This window comes from Streptomyces sp. NPDC059201 (genome assembly GCF_042754585.1).
Lineage (GTDB): Bacteria > Actinomycetota > Actinomycetes > Streptomycetales > Streptomycetaceae > Streptomyces.
This window is the reverse complement of the sequence record NZ_JBHZBB010000006.1, coordinates 193,494-209,021: the sequence shown is the minus strand read 5'-3', so window position 1 is coordinate 209,021 and position 15,528 is coordinate 193,494. Positions and strand designations below refer to the sequence as shown.

12 protein-coding genes are annotated in these 15,528 nt (G+C 73.8%); 4 read left to right on the top strand and 8 right to left on the bottom strand.

Features of this window, described 5'->3' with window-relative positions; translation table 11 throughout:
• Positions 1–192: 192 nt before the first annotated feature.
• Positions 193–1,263, bottom strand: coding sequence for a LysR family transcriptional regulator (locus ACFXMG_RS21080; RefSeq protein WP_383825395.1), 1,071 nt, complete (start codon positions 1,261–1,263; stop codon positions 193–195).
• A gap of 70 nt (positions 1,264–1,333) precedes the next feature.
• Here ACFXMG_RS21080 and ACFXMG_RS21075 point away from each other — a divergent pair, with 70 nt between their 5' ends.
• Positions 1,334–2,494, top strand: a complete 1,161-nt coding sequence (locus ACFXMG_RS21075) for a TDT family transporter (protein ID WP_383825392.1) — start codon at positions 1,334–1,336, stop codon at positions 2,492–2,494.
• On the opposite strand, the gene ACFXMG_RS21070 is transcribed toward ACFXMG_RS21075, so the two are convergent.
• From ACFXMG_RS21070 to ACFXMG_RS21055, 4 genes are all read right to left on the bottom strand, one after another.
• Positions 2,421–3,224, bottom strand: a complete 804-nt coding sequence (locus tag ACFXMG_RS21070) for a helical backbone metal receptor (protein ID WP_383825455.1) — start codon at positions 3,222–3,224, stop codon at positions 2,421–2,423. The two genes, ACFXMG_RS21075 and ACFXMG_RS21070, sit on opposite strands and share 74 nt — an antisense overlap.
• A gap of 26 nt (positions 3,225–3,250) precedes the next feature.
• Complete coding sequence (locus ACFXMG_RS21065; RefSeq protein ID WP_383825389.1) at positions 3,251–3,802, bottom strand: helix-turn-helix domain-containing protein; 552 nt, start codon at positions 3,800–3,802, stop codon at positions 3,251–3,253.
• 327 nt (positions 3,803–4,129) lie between these two features.
• Positions 4,130–5,938 carry an ABC transporter permease/substrate binding protein gene (locus tag ACFXMG_RS21060; protein ID WP_383825386.1) on the bottom strand — a complete coding sequence of 603 codons (1,809 nt, stop codon included), beginning with the start codon at positions 5,936–5,938 and terminating at the stop codon, positions 4,130–4,132.
• Entirely contained in the window at positions 5,931–6,989 is a 1,059-nt protein-coding gene (locus ACFXMG_RS21055; protein WP_383825384.1) for a glycine betaine/L-proline ABC transporter ATP-binding protein, read from the bottom strand. Before ACFXMG_RS21055 ends, ACFXMG_RS21060 begins: the two co-directional genes overlap by 8 nt.
• A gap of 392 nt (positions 6,990–7,381) precedes the next feature.
• Here ACFXMG_RS21055 and ACFXMG_RS21050 point away from each other — a divergent pair, with 392 nt between their 5' ends.
• Positions 7,382–8,302 (top strand): 5'-3' exonuclease H3TH domain-containing protein, encoded by a 921-nt coding sequence (locus ACFXMG_RS21050; RefSeq protein WP_383825452.1) that lies wholly within the window; start codon positions 7,382–7,384, stop codon positions 8,300–8,302.
• A 99-nt stretch (positions 8,303–8,401) separates the two neighbouring features.
• Complete coding sequence (locus tag ACFXMG_RS21045; RefSeq protein ID WP_383825381.1) at positions 8,402–9,250, top strand: siderophore-interacting protein; 849 nt, start codon at positions 8,402–8,404, stop codon at positions 9,248–9,250.
• Between the two features lie 83 nt (positions 9,251–9,333).
• Here ACFXMG_RS21045 and ACFXMG_RS21040 read toward each other — a convergent pair whose 3' ends face one another.
• Positions 9,334–9,987, bottom strand: a complete 654-nt coding sequence (locus ACFXMG_RS21040) for a MerR family transcriptional regulator (protein ID WP_383825378.1) — start codon at positions 9,985–9,987, stop codon at positions 9,334–9,336.
• A 135-nt stretch (positions 9,988–10,122) separates the two neighbouring features.
• Between ACFXMG_RS21040 and ACFXMG_RS21035 the strand changes: the two genes are divergently transcribed.
• Complete coding sequence (locus ACFXMG_RS21035) at positions 10,123–11,088, top strand: hypothetical protein (RefSeq protein WP_383825375.1); 966 nt, start codon at positions 10,123–10,125, stop codon at positions 11,086–11,088.
• A 10-nt stretch (positions 11,089–11,098) separates the two neighbouring features.
• Here ACFXMG_RS21035 and ACFXMG_RS21030 read toward each other — a convergent pair whose 3' ends face one another.
• The gene (locus ACFXMG_RS21030) at positions 11,099–12,478 is read right to left on the bottom strand and encodes a cytochrome P450 (protein WP_383825372.1); all 1,380 of its coding nucleotides are present in this window, start codon (positions 12,476–12,478) and stop codon (positions 11,099–11,101) included.
• A gap of 169 nt (positions 12,479–12,647) precedes the next feature.
• On the bottom strand, positions 12,648–15,476 hold the full coding sequence (locus ACFXMG_RS21025) for a DEAD/DEAH box helicase (protein WP_383825369.1): 2,829 nt from the start codon (positions 15,474–15,476) through the stop codon (positions 12,648–12,650).
• Positions 15,477–15,528: the final 52 nt, after the last annotated feature.

Below are 15,528 nucleotides of genomic sequence, written 5' to 3'. Positions count from 1 at the left end.
CTGGGCCGACCGTCGGCGCACGGCGTCCCGTCGGCGGTCGGACCCCCCACGCGCGCGTGCCGGTGCCATTTCCCGGTGCCGGCCCCGGTACGGCTGACGACGGTCGACGGACGCGCCACCCACCGGGCGCCGCAGCTGAAAGCCCCGGGCCCAGGCCGGCCCCAGCCCTCGCCCCCGCCCCCGTCCCCGTGCTCACCCCCCCGGTTGCGCTCGGGTCAGGGAGAGGAGGTCTCGGGCTGGGCCGGTGGGGCGGTGGCCTGTGGGCCAGACGGCGCGGAGGTCGCGGGTGAGGCGGGCGCCGGCTACCGGGACGGCGACCAGGCGGCGCGAGGAGAGTTCCTCGGCGATGGCCAGTTCGCTGAGGACCGCCGGGCCCGCTCCGCTGACCGCCGCAGCCTTCACGGCGGTGGTGGAGGCCAGTTCGAGCAGCGGGCGGGCGAGACCGCCGTGCCCGGCGAGGGCCGCGTCGAGGACCTGCCGGGTGCCGGAGCCGTGCTCCCGCAGCACCAGCGGCGTCGCGGCCAGCTCGGCCGGGTCGATCGGGGCCCGGCGCCGGGCCCACGGATGGGAGGGCGCCGTGACGACGGCGAGCCGGTCGTGCGCGACGACCGTCCCGTCGAGCCCGTCCGGCACGGCCAGGCCCTCCACGAACCCGAGGTCCGCCTCCCCCGCGAGCAGCCGCTCCGCGACCACCGCCGAGTTCCCGGCCTGGAGCGACACCGCCGTGTCCGGCCGCTCCGCGCGCAGCGCGATCAGCCAGCCCGGCAGCAGGTACTCGGCGATCGTCATGGACGCGACCACCCGCAGCCGCGAGTCCCGCCGCCCGCGCAGCGCCTGCACCCCCGCGTCGAACGCCTCCGCCGACTCCACGATCCGCCGCGCCCAGTCCGTGACCAGCACGCCCGCGTCGGTGAGCCGGGAGCCGCGCGGCGAACGGTCGACGAGCGCCACGCCGAGCTGCCGCTCCATGGAACGGATCCGGCTGCTGGCCGCCGGCTGCGTGATGCCCACCTCGCGGGCGGCCGCGCCGAGACTGCCGTGCCGGGCGACGGCGAGCAGCAGTTCGAGCGCGCCGAGGTCGGGGACCCGGTGCGAGAGGTGCGCCGTCACCGGCTCCCGCGCCGCGGAGCCCGTACCCCTGGCGGAGCCCGTACCCCCGCCCGCCGCCGAGATCGCCGCCGCGGCCGTCCTTCGACCGCCGCCACCGCCGCCCCGCCGCGTGCCCTCGTCCGCCCCCGCGCTGTCGTCCCGCTCCCTGCTCATAAAGCCAGCTTATGACGTCATAGCCTCATGATCCCTGGTGGGGGCGCTGACCAGGGACGACGGTGGAGCCATGGCAAGCCTCGCACCCTCCGGTCCCTTCCTCGGCGCCACCACACCCGGCGTCCGCGTCTCCCGTTCGGTCCGTCACCTCGGACCCAACTGGTACGCCTCCGTGATGGGCACCTCCGTCGTCGGCACGGCGGGCGCCGCGCTCCCCGTCGCCGTGCCCGGTCTGCGTACCGTCTGCACCGCCGTCTGGGCGCTCTCCCTCGCGATGCTGCTGACCCTGCTCACCGCCCGCGCCGCGCACTGGCGCCGCCACCGCGACCAGGCCCGCGCCCATCTCCTCGACCCGGCGGTGGCGCCCTTCTACGGCTGTCTGTCGATGGCGCTGCTCGCCGTCGGCGGCGGCGCGCTGACGCTCGGCCGGGACTGGATCGGGCTTCCGGCCGCCGTCGCCCTCGACACCGTCCTGTTCACCGCGGGCACGGCCGTGGGGCTGGTGGCCGCCGTCGCCGTGCCGTACCTGATGGTGGTCCGGCACCGCGTCGAGAGCGCCTCCCCGGTCTGGCTGCTGCCCGTCGTCGCGCCCATGGTCTCCGCCGCGCTCGGCCCGCTGCTCCTCCCCCACCTGCCCGAGGGACAGGCCCGGGAGACCCTCCTCCTCGCCTGCTACGCGATGTTCGGGATCAGCCTGCTCGCGACCCTGGTCATGCTGCCGCTGGTCTTCGGCCGGCTGGTGCTCACCGGTCCGCTGCCGCTCGCGCTGACCCCGACGCTCTTCCTCGTCCTGGGCCCGCTCGGCCAGTCGACCACCGCCGCCAACGCCTTCGCGGACTCCGCCGCCGGTGTCCTGCCCGACACGTACGCGCACGGCTTCGCCGCCTTCGCCGTCCTCTACGGCGTGCCCGTCATGGGCTTCGCGCTGCTGTGGCTGGCGCTGGCCGGGGCGATGGTGGTGCGGGCCCGGCGCGCGGGCATGGGCTTCGCGATGACCTGGTGGGCCTTCACCTTCCCGGTGGGCACCTGCGTCACCGGCGCCGAGGGGCTCGCCCGCCACACCGGTCTCGACGCCTTCCGCTGGCTGGCCGTCGTCCTGTACGTGTTCCTCGCCGCGGCCTGGCTGGTGGCCGGGACGCACACCGTACGCGGCCTGCTCAGCGGAGCGCTGCTCGCAGGGCCCGCCCCAGCACCCGCGGCGCCCGCGCCAGCGACGGCCCGTACCAGGTGAGCATCCGCCCGTCGACGAGCGCGGCCGCGGCCCCGGGGAACGCCTCGGGGCCGTCGTCCGCCGTGAAGCGGTACGGCTCGTCCGGCAGGACCACGAGACGCGGACCCGCCTCGGTCAGCTCGGCGAGCGGGATCTTCGGGTAGCGCTCGGGGTGGTCCGCGTACAGGTTCCGGACGCCGAGGCGGGCGAGCAGGTCACCGGCGAAGGTGTCCCGGCCGAGCACCATCCAGGGCCGCCGCCAGATCGGCACGACGGCGGTGATCCCGCCCCCCACCGGGCGCTCCCCGACCGGCCCGTCCCCGACCTGGCCGTCGGCCACCATGCCGTCCCCCACCGGGCCGGTCCCCACCGGCCAGTCCCTCACCGGCTCCACCGTGGCCCACGCCTCCTCGGCCTCCGCCAGCCACCGGGGGCGGCAGGGCGCGCCGCAGGCGGCGAGGACGTCGCCGAGGGCGCTCAGGCCCTGGTCGAGGGTGCGGATCTCGGTGACGAGGACCTCGGCGCCGCCGTCGCGGAGGGCGTCCAGGTCGGGGGCGCGGTTCTCCTCCTCGTTGGCGAGGACGAGGTCCGGGCGGAGGGCGAGGATCGCGGGCACGTCGGGGTTCTTGGTGCCGCCGATCCGGGCGACGTCGAGGCCGGCGGGGTGGGAGCACCAGTCGGTGGCGCCGACGAGCAGCCCGGGTGCGGTGACGGCGACGGCCTCGGTGAGGGAGGGGACGAGGGACACGATGCGCGGGGTCCGGCCCCGGAGCGACGTCACTCCTCCTCCACCTCGACGTGGTCGGCGACCGCGACGACCAGGAGGCGGGTGCCGGGTTCGGTGGCGCGCCAGCGGTGCCGGACGCCGCCGGAGAGGTACAGGGTGTCGCCGCGGCCGAGCCGGTGGGCGCGGCCCTCGGCCTCCACCTCGGCGGCGCCGTCGGCGACGTACAGCAGCTCGTCGTTGCGGTGCTGGAACTCCCGGCCCGCGTCCTGCTCGCCGGTGAACTCCAGGGCGTGCAGCTGGTGCCGGGCGCGGACCAGGCGCCGGACGCCGTCCGGGAGGGCGGCGGTGCCCTCGTCTGCGCGGACGACGTCGACGGTGCGGGCGGCCTCGGCGGCGGCGAGGAGGTCGGCGGCGGTGGTCTGGAGGGCCCCCGCGACCAGTTCGAGGGAGCGGCGGCTGGGGCGGGCGCGCTCGTTCTCGATCTGGCTGAGGAAGGGAACCGAGAGGCCGCTGCGGGAGGCGACGACGGCCAGGGTGAGCTGGAGGGCCCGGCGGCGCCTCTTGACGGCCGCGCCCACCCGGGGTGCTTCCTTCTCGTCCATGGCGGCTCCCTCCCTCGGCCGGTCGCCTCGTCGCGTACCGGCCGGTTACCTGCACCTTACGCAGCTTTGGGCCGGGGTTTCGCGCCGTGGCGGAAAGGGTGCGGGAACGAGACGCGGAAAGGACGGGGGAACGGGAGCCGGGAGGATACGGGCTCGGTACGCGGAGAGGGGTGGCCGCCGATGACGTTCGGCGACCACCCCTCCGCGGCGGGTGAGAACTCCGCGGCCGGTGAGAACTCCGCTGCGGGTGAGGCCCCCCGCGCTCGCGGACTCCACGGCGGGTGCGGACCCCCGCTCGCGGACTCCGCAACGGGTGCGGACCGGTTCCTACTGCGGGGCGAGCCGCTCCGCGAGGCCGGGCTGGGCGTCGAGCCAGGTCCGGACGGCCTGCTGCTCCTTGCCCTTGCCGGTCTCCTGGATCTGCGCCTCCAGGCCGGTGAGCTGCTCCTCGGTGAGCTCGAAGTTCTTCAGCCAGGCCCCGACCTCGGGGTTGTCCGCGCTGAAGCCCTTGCGGGCGAGGGTGTGGACGCCGTCGCCCTTGCCCCACACGCCCTTCGGGTCGGCGAGCTTCGTCAGGTCGTGGGCGGAGTACGCCCAGTGCGGGGACCAGAGCGTCACGACGACCGGTTCCTCGCGCTCGTACGCGCGCTTCAGCTCGGCCAGCATGCCGGGCGTGGAGCCGTCGACGACCTCGTACTCGCCCTCCAGGCCGTACTCCTTCAGGACCTTGTCCTTGAGGATGCCCATCATCCCGGCGCTGGGCTCGATGCCGACGATCCGGCCCTTGAAGCGGTCGCCCTTGCCCTTGAGGTCGGCGAGGGACTTCACGTCCTTCACGTACGAGGGGACGGAGAGCTCCAGGGAGGTCGGGCCGTACCAGGAACCGAGGTCCTCCAGCTTGTTCCCGTACTTCTCCAGGTACGAGGCGTGGGTGACGGGCAGCCAGGCGTCGGTCTGGAAGTCGAGCTGCCCGCCGGCGAGGCCGGTGTAGAGCGCGCCCGCCTCCAGCTGCTTGGTCTCCACCTCGTAGCCGCGGCGCTCCAGGAGCTCCTTCCACAGGTAGGTGGAGGCGATGCCCTCGTCCCAGGGGATGTAGCCGATGCTGATCTTCTTGCCGTGGCCGGCGCCCTTGCCGGAGGCCGCGGTCGAGGTGGCGCCGGAGCCGCCGAGGAAGCCGGAGCCGCCCGCGACGAGCGCGAGGACGACGATGCCGACGAGCGCGGTGACGGGCTGCGGGCGGTGCGCCCACACCTGTCCGGCGCGGCGGCGGGCGGTGGCGGCGCGGGCCTTGGCGAGGGCGCGGCGGCCGAGCGGGGAGACCTGGTGGCCGAGGGCGCCGGTCATCCGGTCGAGGTACATGGCGAGGACGACGATGGAGACGCCGGCCTCGAAGCCGAGGCCGATGTCGACGTTGCCGATGGCCCGGTAGACGGCGCCGCCGAGTCCGCCGCCGCCGACCATGCCGGCGATGACGACCATGGAGAGGCCGAGCATGATGACCTGGTTGACGCCGGCCATGATCGTCGGCACGGCGAGCGGCAGCTGCACGCGCAGCAGGGTGTCGCGCGGGGTGGTGCCGAACGCCTCGGCCGCCTCGACGAGATCGGCGTCGACCTGGCGGATGCCGAGCTCGGTCATGCGGACGCCGGGCGGCAGCGCGAAGACGATGGTGGCGATGATGCCGGGGACGACACCGACGCCGAAGAAGATGATGCCGGGGATCAGATAGACCATCGCCGGCATGGTCTGCATGAAGTCGAGGACCGGCCGCAGCACCGCGCTGACCGTCTTCGACCGGGCCGCCCAGATGCCGAGGGGGACGGCGATCACCAGCGTGACGAGGGTGGCGACGAGGACCAGCGAGAGCGTCGCCATCGCCTCGTCCCACAGCTGGACGGAGTCCACCAGCGCGAAGCCGGCGAAGGAGAGCACACCGGCGGCGAGACCGCGCAGCCACCAGGCGACGACGGCGAGGATGCCGGCGAAGAGCAGCGGCTGGGGCGCCGACAGGACGGCGTCGATGCCGTCGTACAGGCCGGTGATGCCGGTGCTGACGGCGTCGAACAGCCAGGAGAACTGCGACTGGAGCCAGTCGACGGAACTGTCGACCCAGGAGCCGAGGGGAAGCTCAGGCATGCGCGGTCACCTCCTCGGCGGCCAGTCCGCCCATCACGGCGAGAAGCTTTTCCTTCTGTACGACTCCGAGGGTCGACCCGCCGGCGTCCTGGACGACCACCGGGTGCGGGCCCGCGGCCGCGAGGGCGCACAGGTCGGCGAGAAGCGTGTCGGGTCCGACGACCGGGGCGTCCGAGGACGCGGTGGCGTCGGGGTCCTCGGGGGCGGTCATCACGGCGGAGGCGGTGAGCACCCGCGAGCGGTCGACGTCCTGGATGAAGGAGGCCACGTAGTCGTCGGCGGGCCGGACGAGGATGTCCTCGGCGGAGCCGAGCTGCACGATCCGGCCGCCGCGCATGACGGCGATGCGGTCGCCGAGGCGCATGGCCTCGTTGAGGTCGTGGGTGATGAAGACGATGGTCTTCTTCAGCTTCTTCTGGAGGACGAGGAGCTGGTCCTGCATGTCACGGCGGATCAGCGGGTCGAGCGCGCTGAAGGACTCGTCCATGAGCAGCAGGTCGGCGTCGGTGGCGAGCGCCCGGGCCAGGCCCACGCGCTGCTGCATGCCGCCGGAGAGCTCGTCCGGCCAGGACTTCTCCCAGCCGGCGAGACCGCACAGGGCGAGCGCCTCGGTGGCGCGGGTCTCGCGCTCGGCGCGCGGGACGCCCTGGACCTCCAGGCCGTAGCCGGCGTTCTCCAGGACGGTGCGGTGGGGGAAGAGCGCGAAGTGCTGGAAGACCATGCTGACGCGGCGGGAGCGGACCTCGCGCAGCGCGCGGGGGGAGAGCGCCGTGAGGTCGTCGCCGTCGTAGAGGACGCGGCCCGCGGTCGGTTCGAGCAGGCCGTTGAGCATGCGCAGGAGGGTCGACTTGCCGGAACCCGAGAGGCCCATGACCACGAAGATCTGGCCCGGTTCGACCACGAACGACGCGTCGACGACGGCGGCGGTGATGCCGTCCTCGCGGAGCTCGTCGCGGTCGGCGCCGTTCGCCAGGGCGCGGACGGCGGCGGTTTCGTCGGCGGGGCGTCTGCCGAACACCTTGAACAGGTGGTCGGCCTGGAGCCTTGACACATACACCTCACGGGTAGCAGGGAAGAACGGCCCGCCACCCCCGCGACCGGGCCGTCGGAGCACGGCGGGATCTGCCCGCGCCACCCGTCGCGTACGGGGCCCCTAGCTCAGGGCCCCTTACCGGGTCCGCTCCGAGCACGCGCCTGCCCCGGCCTCCGGGGGACAAACGCGAAGGTGACGGGGGTCACGGGCGGGTGGGGGGTGAGGGTGGCGAGGGCGCCCGGGGGGGGGCGCCGGCGGTGGGACGCTCGATGGGGGCTCCTCACGCCGGCGGCGGGCGGCCCGGTGCGGGCGACAGGGGCGCTCCGCGCGGGCGGTGGGGCGCTCCGCGTGGGCGGCTCCGCCCCGCTGTCGGTGGGGTGGGGCATGATCGGGGGGTGACGCGACGCCTGATGCTCCTGGACACCGCCAGCCTCTACTTCCGCGCGTACTTCGGCGTGCCGGACTCCGTCCGCGCCCCGGACGGGACGCCGGTGAACGCCGTGCGGGGGCTGCTCGACTTCATCGGCAGACTGGTGCAGGACCACCGGCCCGACGACCTGGTCGCCTGCTGGGACGACGACTGGCGCCCGCAGTGGCGCGTCGACCTCATCCCCTCCTACAAGGCCCACCGGGTGGCCGTGGAGACGGAGACCGGGCCGGACGAGGAGGAGATCCCGGACACCCTCTCCCCGCAGGTGCCGGTGATCGAGGACGTCCTCGCGGCGCTCGGCATCGCCCGGATCGGGGCGGCGGGATACGAGGCGGACGACGTGATCGGCACGCTCGCGGAGCGGGCGAAGGGCCCGGTGGACATCGTCACCGGCGACCGGGACCTCTTCCAGCTGGTCGACGACGAGCGGGCGGTCCGGGTGCTCTACCCCCGCAAGGGCGTCGGCGACTGCGACCTGGTGGACGACGAGCTGATCCGTACGAGGTACGGGGTGCGGCCCGGCCAGTACGCGGACTTCGCCGCCCTCCGCGGCGACGCCAGCGACGGCCTGCCCGGCGTGAAGGGCATCGGCGAGAAAACCGCCGCGCAGCTGATCACCGAGTACGGCGACCTGGCCGGCGTACGGGCCGCCGCCGAGGACCGCACCTCCAAGCTCACCCCGGCCAAGCGGCGCGGGATCGTGGAGGCGGCGGCCTATCTGGACGTGGCGCCGACGGTGGTCAGGGTCGCGACGGACGCCCCGCTCCCGGAGTTCGACCCGGCGCTCCCGGCATCCCCCCGCGACCCCGCGGCCCTGGACGCGCTGGCGGCCCGCTGGGGGCTCGGCGGGGCGGTGGGCCGGCTGCTGCCGGTCCTCGCGGGCGGGCGTTCCGGGACGTGACCGCCGCCGGGGTGCTAACTTAGGCATACCTAAGTCTTGGGTGCGCCCGAGGCTTGGTGTGCCTACCGCATCACCCCCAGGCAGTCAGGAGACTCCGCCGTGGCAGAGCAGCCGGCCCGCAAGGCCCCCAGGGCCACCGAAGCGCTCGTCGTGCGCACCGAGCGGATCACCCCGCACATGGTGCGGGTCGTCCTCGGCGGCCCGGGGCTGGACGGTTTCGACGTCGGCGCGTTCACCGACCACTACGTGAAGCTGCTCTTCGCGCCCGAGGGCGTGGCCTATCCCGAGCCCTTCGACATGGACCGGATCCGGGCCGAGCACCCGCGCGAGGAGTGGCCGACGACCCGCACGTACACGGTGCGCGCGTGGGACGCGGTCCACCACGAGCTGACCCTGGACTTCGTGGTCCACGGCGACGAGGGCCTGGCGGGCCCCTGGGCGGCCCGCGCCCAGGTCGGCGAGACGGTACGGTTCCTCGGCCCGGGCGGCGGCTACGCGCCGGACCCGGAGGCGGACTGGCACCTCCTCGTCGGCGACGAGAGCGCGCTGCCCGCCATCGCGGTGGCCCTGGAGCGGCTGCCCGCCGGGGCGCGGGTGCACGCCTTCGTCGAGGTCGAGGACGCGGCCGACGAGCAGAAGTTTGCGACCGAGGCGGGCATCGAGGTGACCTGGCTGCACCGCTCGGGCCGCCCGGCCGGCGAGGCGCTGACCGAGGCCGTGCGCGAGCTGGACTTCCCGGCGGGCGAAGTGCACGCCTTCGTGCACGGCGAGGCGGGCTTCGTGAAGGACCTCCGCCGCCACCTGCGCATGGAGCGCGGGGTGCCGCGCGAGCGCCTCTCCATCTCGGGCTACTGGCGCCTGGGCAAGACGGACGAGGCGTGGCGCGCGATCAAGCGCGAGTGGAACGAGCAGGTGGAGCGCGAGCAGGAGCCTTCACAGGCCGCCTGACCGACGAGACGCCACCCCGAGGGAGGGGCGGAGAGGCCGACACGGCCCCCGCCCCTCCCTCCCCCCTTTCCACTCCCCCTTCTTCACTCCCCCTTGCCGCCGAAGTGGCGGGCCGAGGCGTCGATCTGGGCGAGGCGGCGGAGCGCGGCGAAGAGCGCGTCGCCGAGGACCATGCCGACGGCCACGCTCTCGACGAGATCCTCGCGCGTCACATGCCGGGCGACGTACTCCAGGTCCGCCCGGGCGACCCGCTCCGCCGCGTCCGCGTAGTCGTCGAGGGCCTCGGCGAACCGCTCGTGCCCGACGGACCCGAGGGCGGCGAGGGCGACCGCCAGGGCCTCGGCCGCCGGGCTGTCGGGGTAGCACCGCCACTCCCGCTCCCGGAGCAGCGCGTCGACCCGCTCGCGCGCCTCGACCAGACCGGTGTCCTCCTCCCCGTCCTCCGAGGGCTCGCCGCCGTACCGGGGCACCATGCGATCGGCCGCCTCGCCGAGCAGACCGTGGATCGGCCGGCCGGGATCGTCGACGGCTGCGATCACCTCGCGCACCGCCGCCACCGACAGCCCGCCGACGTCGATCAGGGCCCGGATCAGGCGGAGCCGCCGTACGTGCGCCTCGTCGTACGCGGCCTGGTTGGGGCTCGTCAGCCGACCGGCCGGCAGCAGCCCCTCCCGCACGTAGAACTTGATCGTGGGTACGGAGACCCCGGTCCTGCGGCTCAACTCACCGATGCGCACCGCGCGTTCACCTTTCCGCTGCACTCCCGGCCTTGCCGGACTCCCCTCCATCATAGATAGTGGCACTATCAGATAGCGGCAAGCGCCACTATCCATAGTGACTACGGGGGGATCCGTATGCCCACGCGCACACCCATGCCTGCCTCCACCTCGACCTCCCCGCCCCCGAGCGGCCGCCTGCACCGGCCCCTCGTCTGGTTCGCCGCGTCGATGGCCGTCTTCGCGTTAGTCAGCGCGGGCGGGATCCTGCTGGACGACCGGACCCTCGTCGGCGCCCCGATCTGGTCCAAGCCCTTCAAGTTCGCGGTCTCGTTCGTCCCCTACGCGCTCTCGCTCGCCTGGATGCTGAGCCTCCTGCCGCGCGGCCGGCGGTTCGGCTGGTGGGCCGGCACCGTCATCACCGCCGCCGCCGCCCTGGAGATGGTGCTGATCACCCTTCAGGTGATCCGCGGCCGGCAGAGCCACTTCAACCAGGAGACCCCCTTCGACGACGCCGTCTTCCAGGTCATGGGCCTCACCATCGTGATCCTCTGGCTGGGCGCCCTCGTCATCGCCGCCCTCCTGCTCCGCGCCCGCTTCCTCGACCCCGCCACCGCCTGGGCGGTCCGCCTCTCCTCCCTGATCGCCCTCGCGGGCGCCGCCCTCGGCTTCCTGATGGTCCAGCCCACCCCCGACCAACTCGCCGCCACCGACCCGCCGATCGTCGGCGCTCACAGCGTCGGCGTCCCGGACGGCGGCCCCTCCCTCCCGGTCACCGGCTGGGCCGCCACCGGCGGCGACCTGCGCATCGCCCACTTCTTCGGCATGCACGCCCTCCAGCTCCTCCCCCTGCTCCTCCTCGTCCTGACCGCCCTGGCCCCCCGCTTCCCCCGCCTCGCCATCCCCCAGGTCCGCCTCCGCCTGGTCCTCACCGCCTCAGCCGCCTACGCCGCCACCCTCGCCCTCCTCACCTGGCAAGCCCTCCAAGGCGAACCCCTCCTCCACCCCACCCCCACCACCCTCACCACAGCCGCCCTCATAGCCGCCGCAACCACAGCGGCGACCCTCTACTCCCTCTTCAGCGTCCGCCGGCCGCCGACCCCCGGCGCCTCGGCCTCCTGACGGGCCGGTACTACCGAGCGCCCGCCGCGCGCACCCGCACCCTGGCCAGGACCTCGCGGTCCGGCTGGAGCGTGAGGCTCGGGACCGGGCGGATGTCCTCCGGGTCGACGTCCAGGTCGTAGCGGCGGGCCAGGACGGCGAGGACGAGGACGGCTTCGACGAGGGCGAAGCGGGTGCCGAGGCAGACGCGGGGGCCGCCGCCGAAGGGGTACCAGGCGTATTCGGGGATCTTCTCCGCCGGGGCGGCCTCGTCGTCCGTCAGCCAGCGCTCGGGGCGGAAGGCGTCGGCGTCGCCGTACCAGCGCGGGTCGCGGTGGGTGGCCCACTGGCTGGACCAGACGCGGGTGCCGGGCGGGATCGGGGTGCCGCCCAGGGTGGCTCCCTCCTTGGCGATGCCGGTGAGGAGCCAGATCGTGGGGTAGAGGCGCAGGGTCTCCTTGACCACGGCCTGGGTGTAGGTGAGCGAGGCGTAGTCGTCGTAGCCGGGCTCGTGGTCGGAGAGCACCCGGTCCAGCTCGTCCGTGAGCGCCCGGCGGGCCTTCTCGTTGCGGGAGAGGAGGTACCAGGCCCAGACGAGGGTGGAGCTGGTGGTCTCGTGCCCGCCGATGTACAGCGTGACCGTCTCGTCCCGGATCTCGCGGTCGGAGAGGTGGGCGCCGGTCTCGTCCCGGGCGGTGAGGAGCCGGCTGAGGAGGTCGGGGCGGTCCTCGCCGCCGTCCCGGTGGCGGGAGACGACACGGGAGACCTCGGCGTCGATGACGGCGGTGGCCCGCTTGATGCGGGCCCGCCCGGGTGTCGGGATCCAGTCGGGCAGCAGCGCCCCGATGCCGCTGAGCTCCGCCCCGATCTCCCGCTGCGCGACGTCCATCGCCCGGCCGATCGCCTCGGCGTCGGCCGCCGTGTCCGCGCCGAAGATGGTGCGGACGGCGATGAGCTGGGTGAGGGCCGCCATCTCCTTCTTGATGTCGACCCGCTGCCCGTCGGCCCAACTGTCGGCCAGGGCGACGGCGCACTCCGCCATGGTGGCCGCGTAGGAGCGGACCTGCTTGGGGCGGACGGACGGCTGCACGAGGGAACGCTTGCGCCGCCAGTCGCGGCCCTTGGCGACGACCACGCCGTTGCCGAGAAGGGTGCGGATGGCGATGCCCAGGTCGGGCTGGTCGAAGGTGTTCTCGACCTCGGTGAGCAGTTCCCCGATGTTCTCCGGGTGGGCGATGAAGAGGGCGGGGCTGGGGCCGAAGCGCCAGCGGACGAAGTCGCCCCGCTCCCGCAGCTGTTCGAAGAAGGCGAGGGGGTCCTTCCCGAAGGCGGGGAGGTTGCCGAGGAGCGGCACTCCGCGCGGCCCCTCGGCGATGGTGATCCCGGCCTCGGCGCCGGCGTGCGTGGTCACGGACGTGCCCTCCCCCACTCGCTTTCCCTGCGTGCGAGTCCATGGAAGCGGAAGGCTCGGGCACCGCGCCACCCCTGTGGACAACCACCTGTGGACAACCGCCCGGAACGCGGCAGGAGGCCCGTGATGTCCTCCATCACGGGCCTCCCGTACGTCACTTGACGTCGCGTCAGCCGACCGAGCTGTACGCCACCACACCCCGCAGCAGCGCGTCCACGGCCTTGCGCGCGTTCTTCGCGACCGTGCTGTTCTCCCTGGGCGCCGCGGCGGCGATCTGTCCGAGGACGTCGATCACCTGCTTGCACCAGCGGACGAAGTCGCCCGCGGGCATCTCCGCCTCGCGCAGCACCTCGTCGAGGCTCTTGTCGGAGGCCCACTGGTAGGCGGCCCAGGCGAAGCCGAGGTCGGGCTCGCGCTGGCCGACGCCCTCCGCCTGGTTGATCTTGAACTCCTCCTCCAGGGCGTCGAGCCGGCCCCAGATGTGGACCATCTCGGCGAGCGCCGCCTTGGCCTGGCCGCCGGGCACCTTCGGCGCCACGGCGTCGTCGGCCTGCCGGGCCTCGAAGACGAGGGCGGAGACGCAGGCGGCGAGTTCGGCGGGGGCGAGCCCCTCCCAGACGCCCTCGCGCAGGCACTCGCTGGCGAGCAGGTCGAGTTCGCCGTAGAGGCGGGCGAGCCGCTTGCCGTTGTCGGTGACGTCGTCGCCGCGCAGGTAGTCGAGTTCGGTGAGGAGCGCGACGATCCGGTCGAAGGTGCGGGCGATGGTGTTCGTCCGGCCCTCGATGCGCCGCTCCAGCTGCTTGGTGTCGCGCTGGAGGCGGTGGTAGCGCTCGGCCCAGCGGGCGTGGTCCTCCCGCTCGTCGCACCCGTGGCAGGGGTGGGCGCGGATGGCCGTCCGCAGGCGGGCGATCTCGCGGTCGTCGGCGGCGCCGGAGCGCTGCTTGCGGTGCCGCTCGGGGTTGATGTGCCCGGCCTTGGAGCGCAGCGCGGAGGCGAGGTCCCGGCGGGACTGCGGGGAGCGCGGGTTGAAGGTCTTGGGGACGCGCATCCGCTCCAGGGCCTCCACCGGGACGGGGAAGTCGATGGAGGCGAGCCGCTTGACCTGCCGCTCGGCGGTGAGGACGAGGGGCCGGGGCCCGTCGTGGTACTCGAAGCCGCGGTGCCCGTTGGTGCGGCCCGCGGGGATGCCGGGGTCGAGGACGAGCGCGAGTCCGGCGAACTTCCCCGTGGGCACGTAGATGACGTCGCCGGGCTTCAGCTTCTCCAGGGACGCGGCGGCCTGGGCCCGCCGCTGGGCGGCGCCCTGCTTGGCCAGTTCCGTCTCGCGGTCCTTGAGGTCGCGGCGGAGCAGCGCGTACTCCTCGAAGTCGCCGAGGTGGCAGGTCATGCCCTCGCGGTAGCCCTCCAGTCCCTCCTCGTTCCGCTGGACCTGGCGGGAGATGCCCACGACGGAGCGGTCCGCCTGGAACTGGGCGAAGGAGGTCTCCAGGAGTTCCCGGGAGCGATGCCGGCCGAACTGCTCGACCAGGTTGACCGCCATGTTGTAGGAGGGCCGGAAGCTGGAGCGCAGCGGGTAGGTGCGGGTGCCGGCGAGGCCGGCGAGGTGGTCCGGGTCGAGGCCGCGCTGCCAGAGGACGACGGCGTGGCCCTCGACGTCGATGCCGCGGCGGCCGGCGCGCCCGGTGAGCTGGGTGTACTCCCCGGGGGTGATGTCGGCGTGCTGCTCGCCGTTCCACTTGACGAGCTTCTCCAGGACGACCGACCGGGCGGGCATGTTGATGCCGAGGGCGAGCGTCTCGGTGGCGAAGACGGCCTTGACGAGGCCGCGGACGAAGAGCTCCTCGACGACCTCCTTGAAGGTCGGGAGCATGCCGGCGTGGTGGGCGGCGATGCCGCGCTCCAGCGCCTCCAGCCACTCGTAGTAGCCGAGGACGTGCAGGTCCTCGTCGGGGATGGCGGCGGTGCGCGCCTCGACGATCTCGCGGACGCGGTGGCGGCCCTCGTCGTCGTTGAGCCGGAGGCCGGCGTAGAGGCACTGCTGGACGGCGGCCTCGCAGCCGGCGCGGCTGAAGATGAAGGTGATGGCGGGGAGGAGGCCCTCGTTGTCGAGCCGCTCGATGACCTCGGGGCGGCCGGGGGTCCAGATGCGGGAGCGCTGGCGGCGCTCGCGCTCCCGGTCGGCCTCGCGGACCATCTTGCCGCGGCGCCGCTCGCGGGGGTTGTACGTGCGCGAGTTCTCGGTGCGGGCGAGGCGGAGGAGGTCGGGGTTGACCTCGCGGCGGGAGGCGCCGCGGCCGCCGTGGTCGGTCTCCTCCTCGAAGAGGTCGTACATCCGGCGGCCGGCGAGGACGTGCTGCCAGAGGGGCACGGGCCGGCTCTCGGAGACGATGACCTCGGTGTCGCCGCGGACGGTGTCGAGCCAGTCGCCGAACTCCTCGGCGTTCGACACGGTGGCGGAGAGGGAGACGAGGGTGACCGACTCGGGGAGGTGGATGATCACTTCCTCCCAGACGGCGCCGCGGAAGCGGTCCGAGAGGTAGTGGACCTCGTCCATGACGACGTAACCGAGGCCGGAGAGGGCCTGGGACCCCGCGTAGAGCATGTTGCGGAGGACCTCGGTGGTCATGACGACGATCGGGGCGTCGCCGTTGACGCTGTTGTCGCCGGTGAGCAGGCCGACCTTGTCGGGGCCGTACCGCTTGACGAGGTCGGCGTACTTCTGGTTCGACAGCGCCTTGATGGGTGTCGTGTAGAAGCACTTGCGGCCCTGGGTGAGGGCGAGGTGGACGGCGAACTCGCCGACGATGGTCTTGCCGGAGCCGGTGGGCGCGGCGACGAGCACGCCCTTGCCCGCTTCGAGAGCCTGGCACGCCTCGATCTGGAAGGGGTCCAGACCGAACTCGTACATCTCTCGGAAGGGGGCCAGCGCGGTGGCCTGCTCTGCGTTGCGCGTGCGTGCGGCCGCGTACGCCTGGGCCGGGGTGAGGTCCTCTGTCATCTTGTCATCGAGCCTACCCGCCCCCTCCGACAGTGACGCGATCTTTACCGAG

Coding starts and splice junctions, on each gene's coding strand:
- ACFXMG_RS21060 (WP_383825386.1), bottom strand. CDS start 5,938: ATGCCTGAGCTTCCCCTCGGCTCCTGGGTCGACAGTTCCGTCGACTGG.
- ACFXMG_RS21035 (WP_383825375.1), top strand. CDS start 10,123: ATGCCTGCCTCCACCTCGACCTCCCCGCCCCCGAGCGGCCGCCTGCAC.
- ACFXMG_RS21065 (WP_383825389.1), bottom strand. CDS start 3,802: ATGGACGAGAAGGAAGCACCCCGGGTGGGCGCGGCCGTCAAGAGGCGC.
- ACFXMG_RS21025 (WP_383825369.1), bottom strand. CDS start 15,476: ATGACAGAGGACCTCACCCCGGCCCAGGCGTACGCGGCCGCACGCACG.
- ACFXMG_RS21050 (WP_383825452.1), top strand. CDS start 7,382: ATGCTCCTGGACACCGCCAGCCTCTACTTCCGCGCGTACTTCGGCGTG.
- ACFXMG_RS21075 (WP_383825392.1), top strand. CDS start 1,334: ATGGCAAGCCTCGCACCCTCCGGTCCCTTCCTCGGCGCCACCACACCC.
- ACFXMG_RS21080 (WP_383825395.1), bottom strand. CDS start 1,263: ATGAGCAGGGAGCGGGACGACAGCGCGGGGGCGGACGAGGGCACGCGG.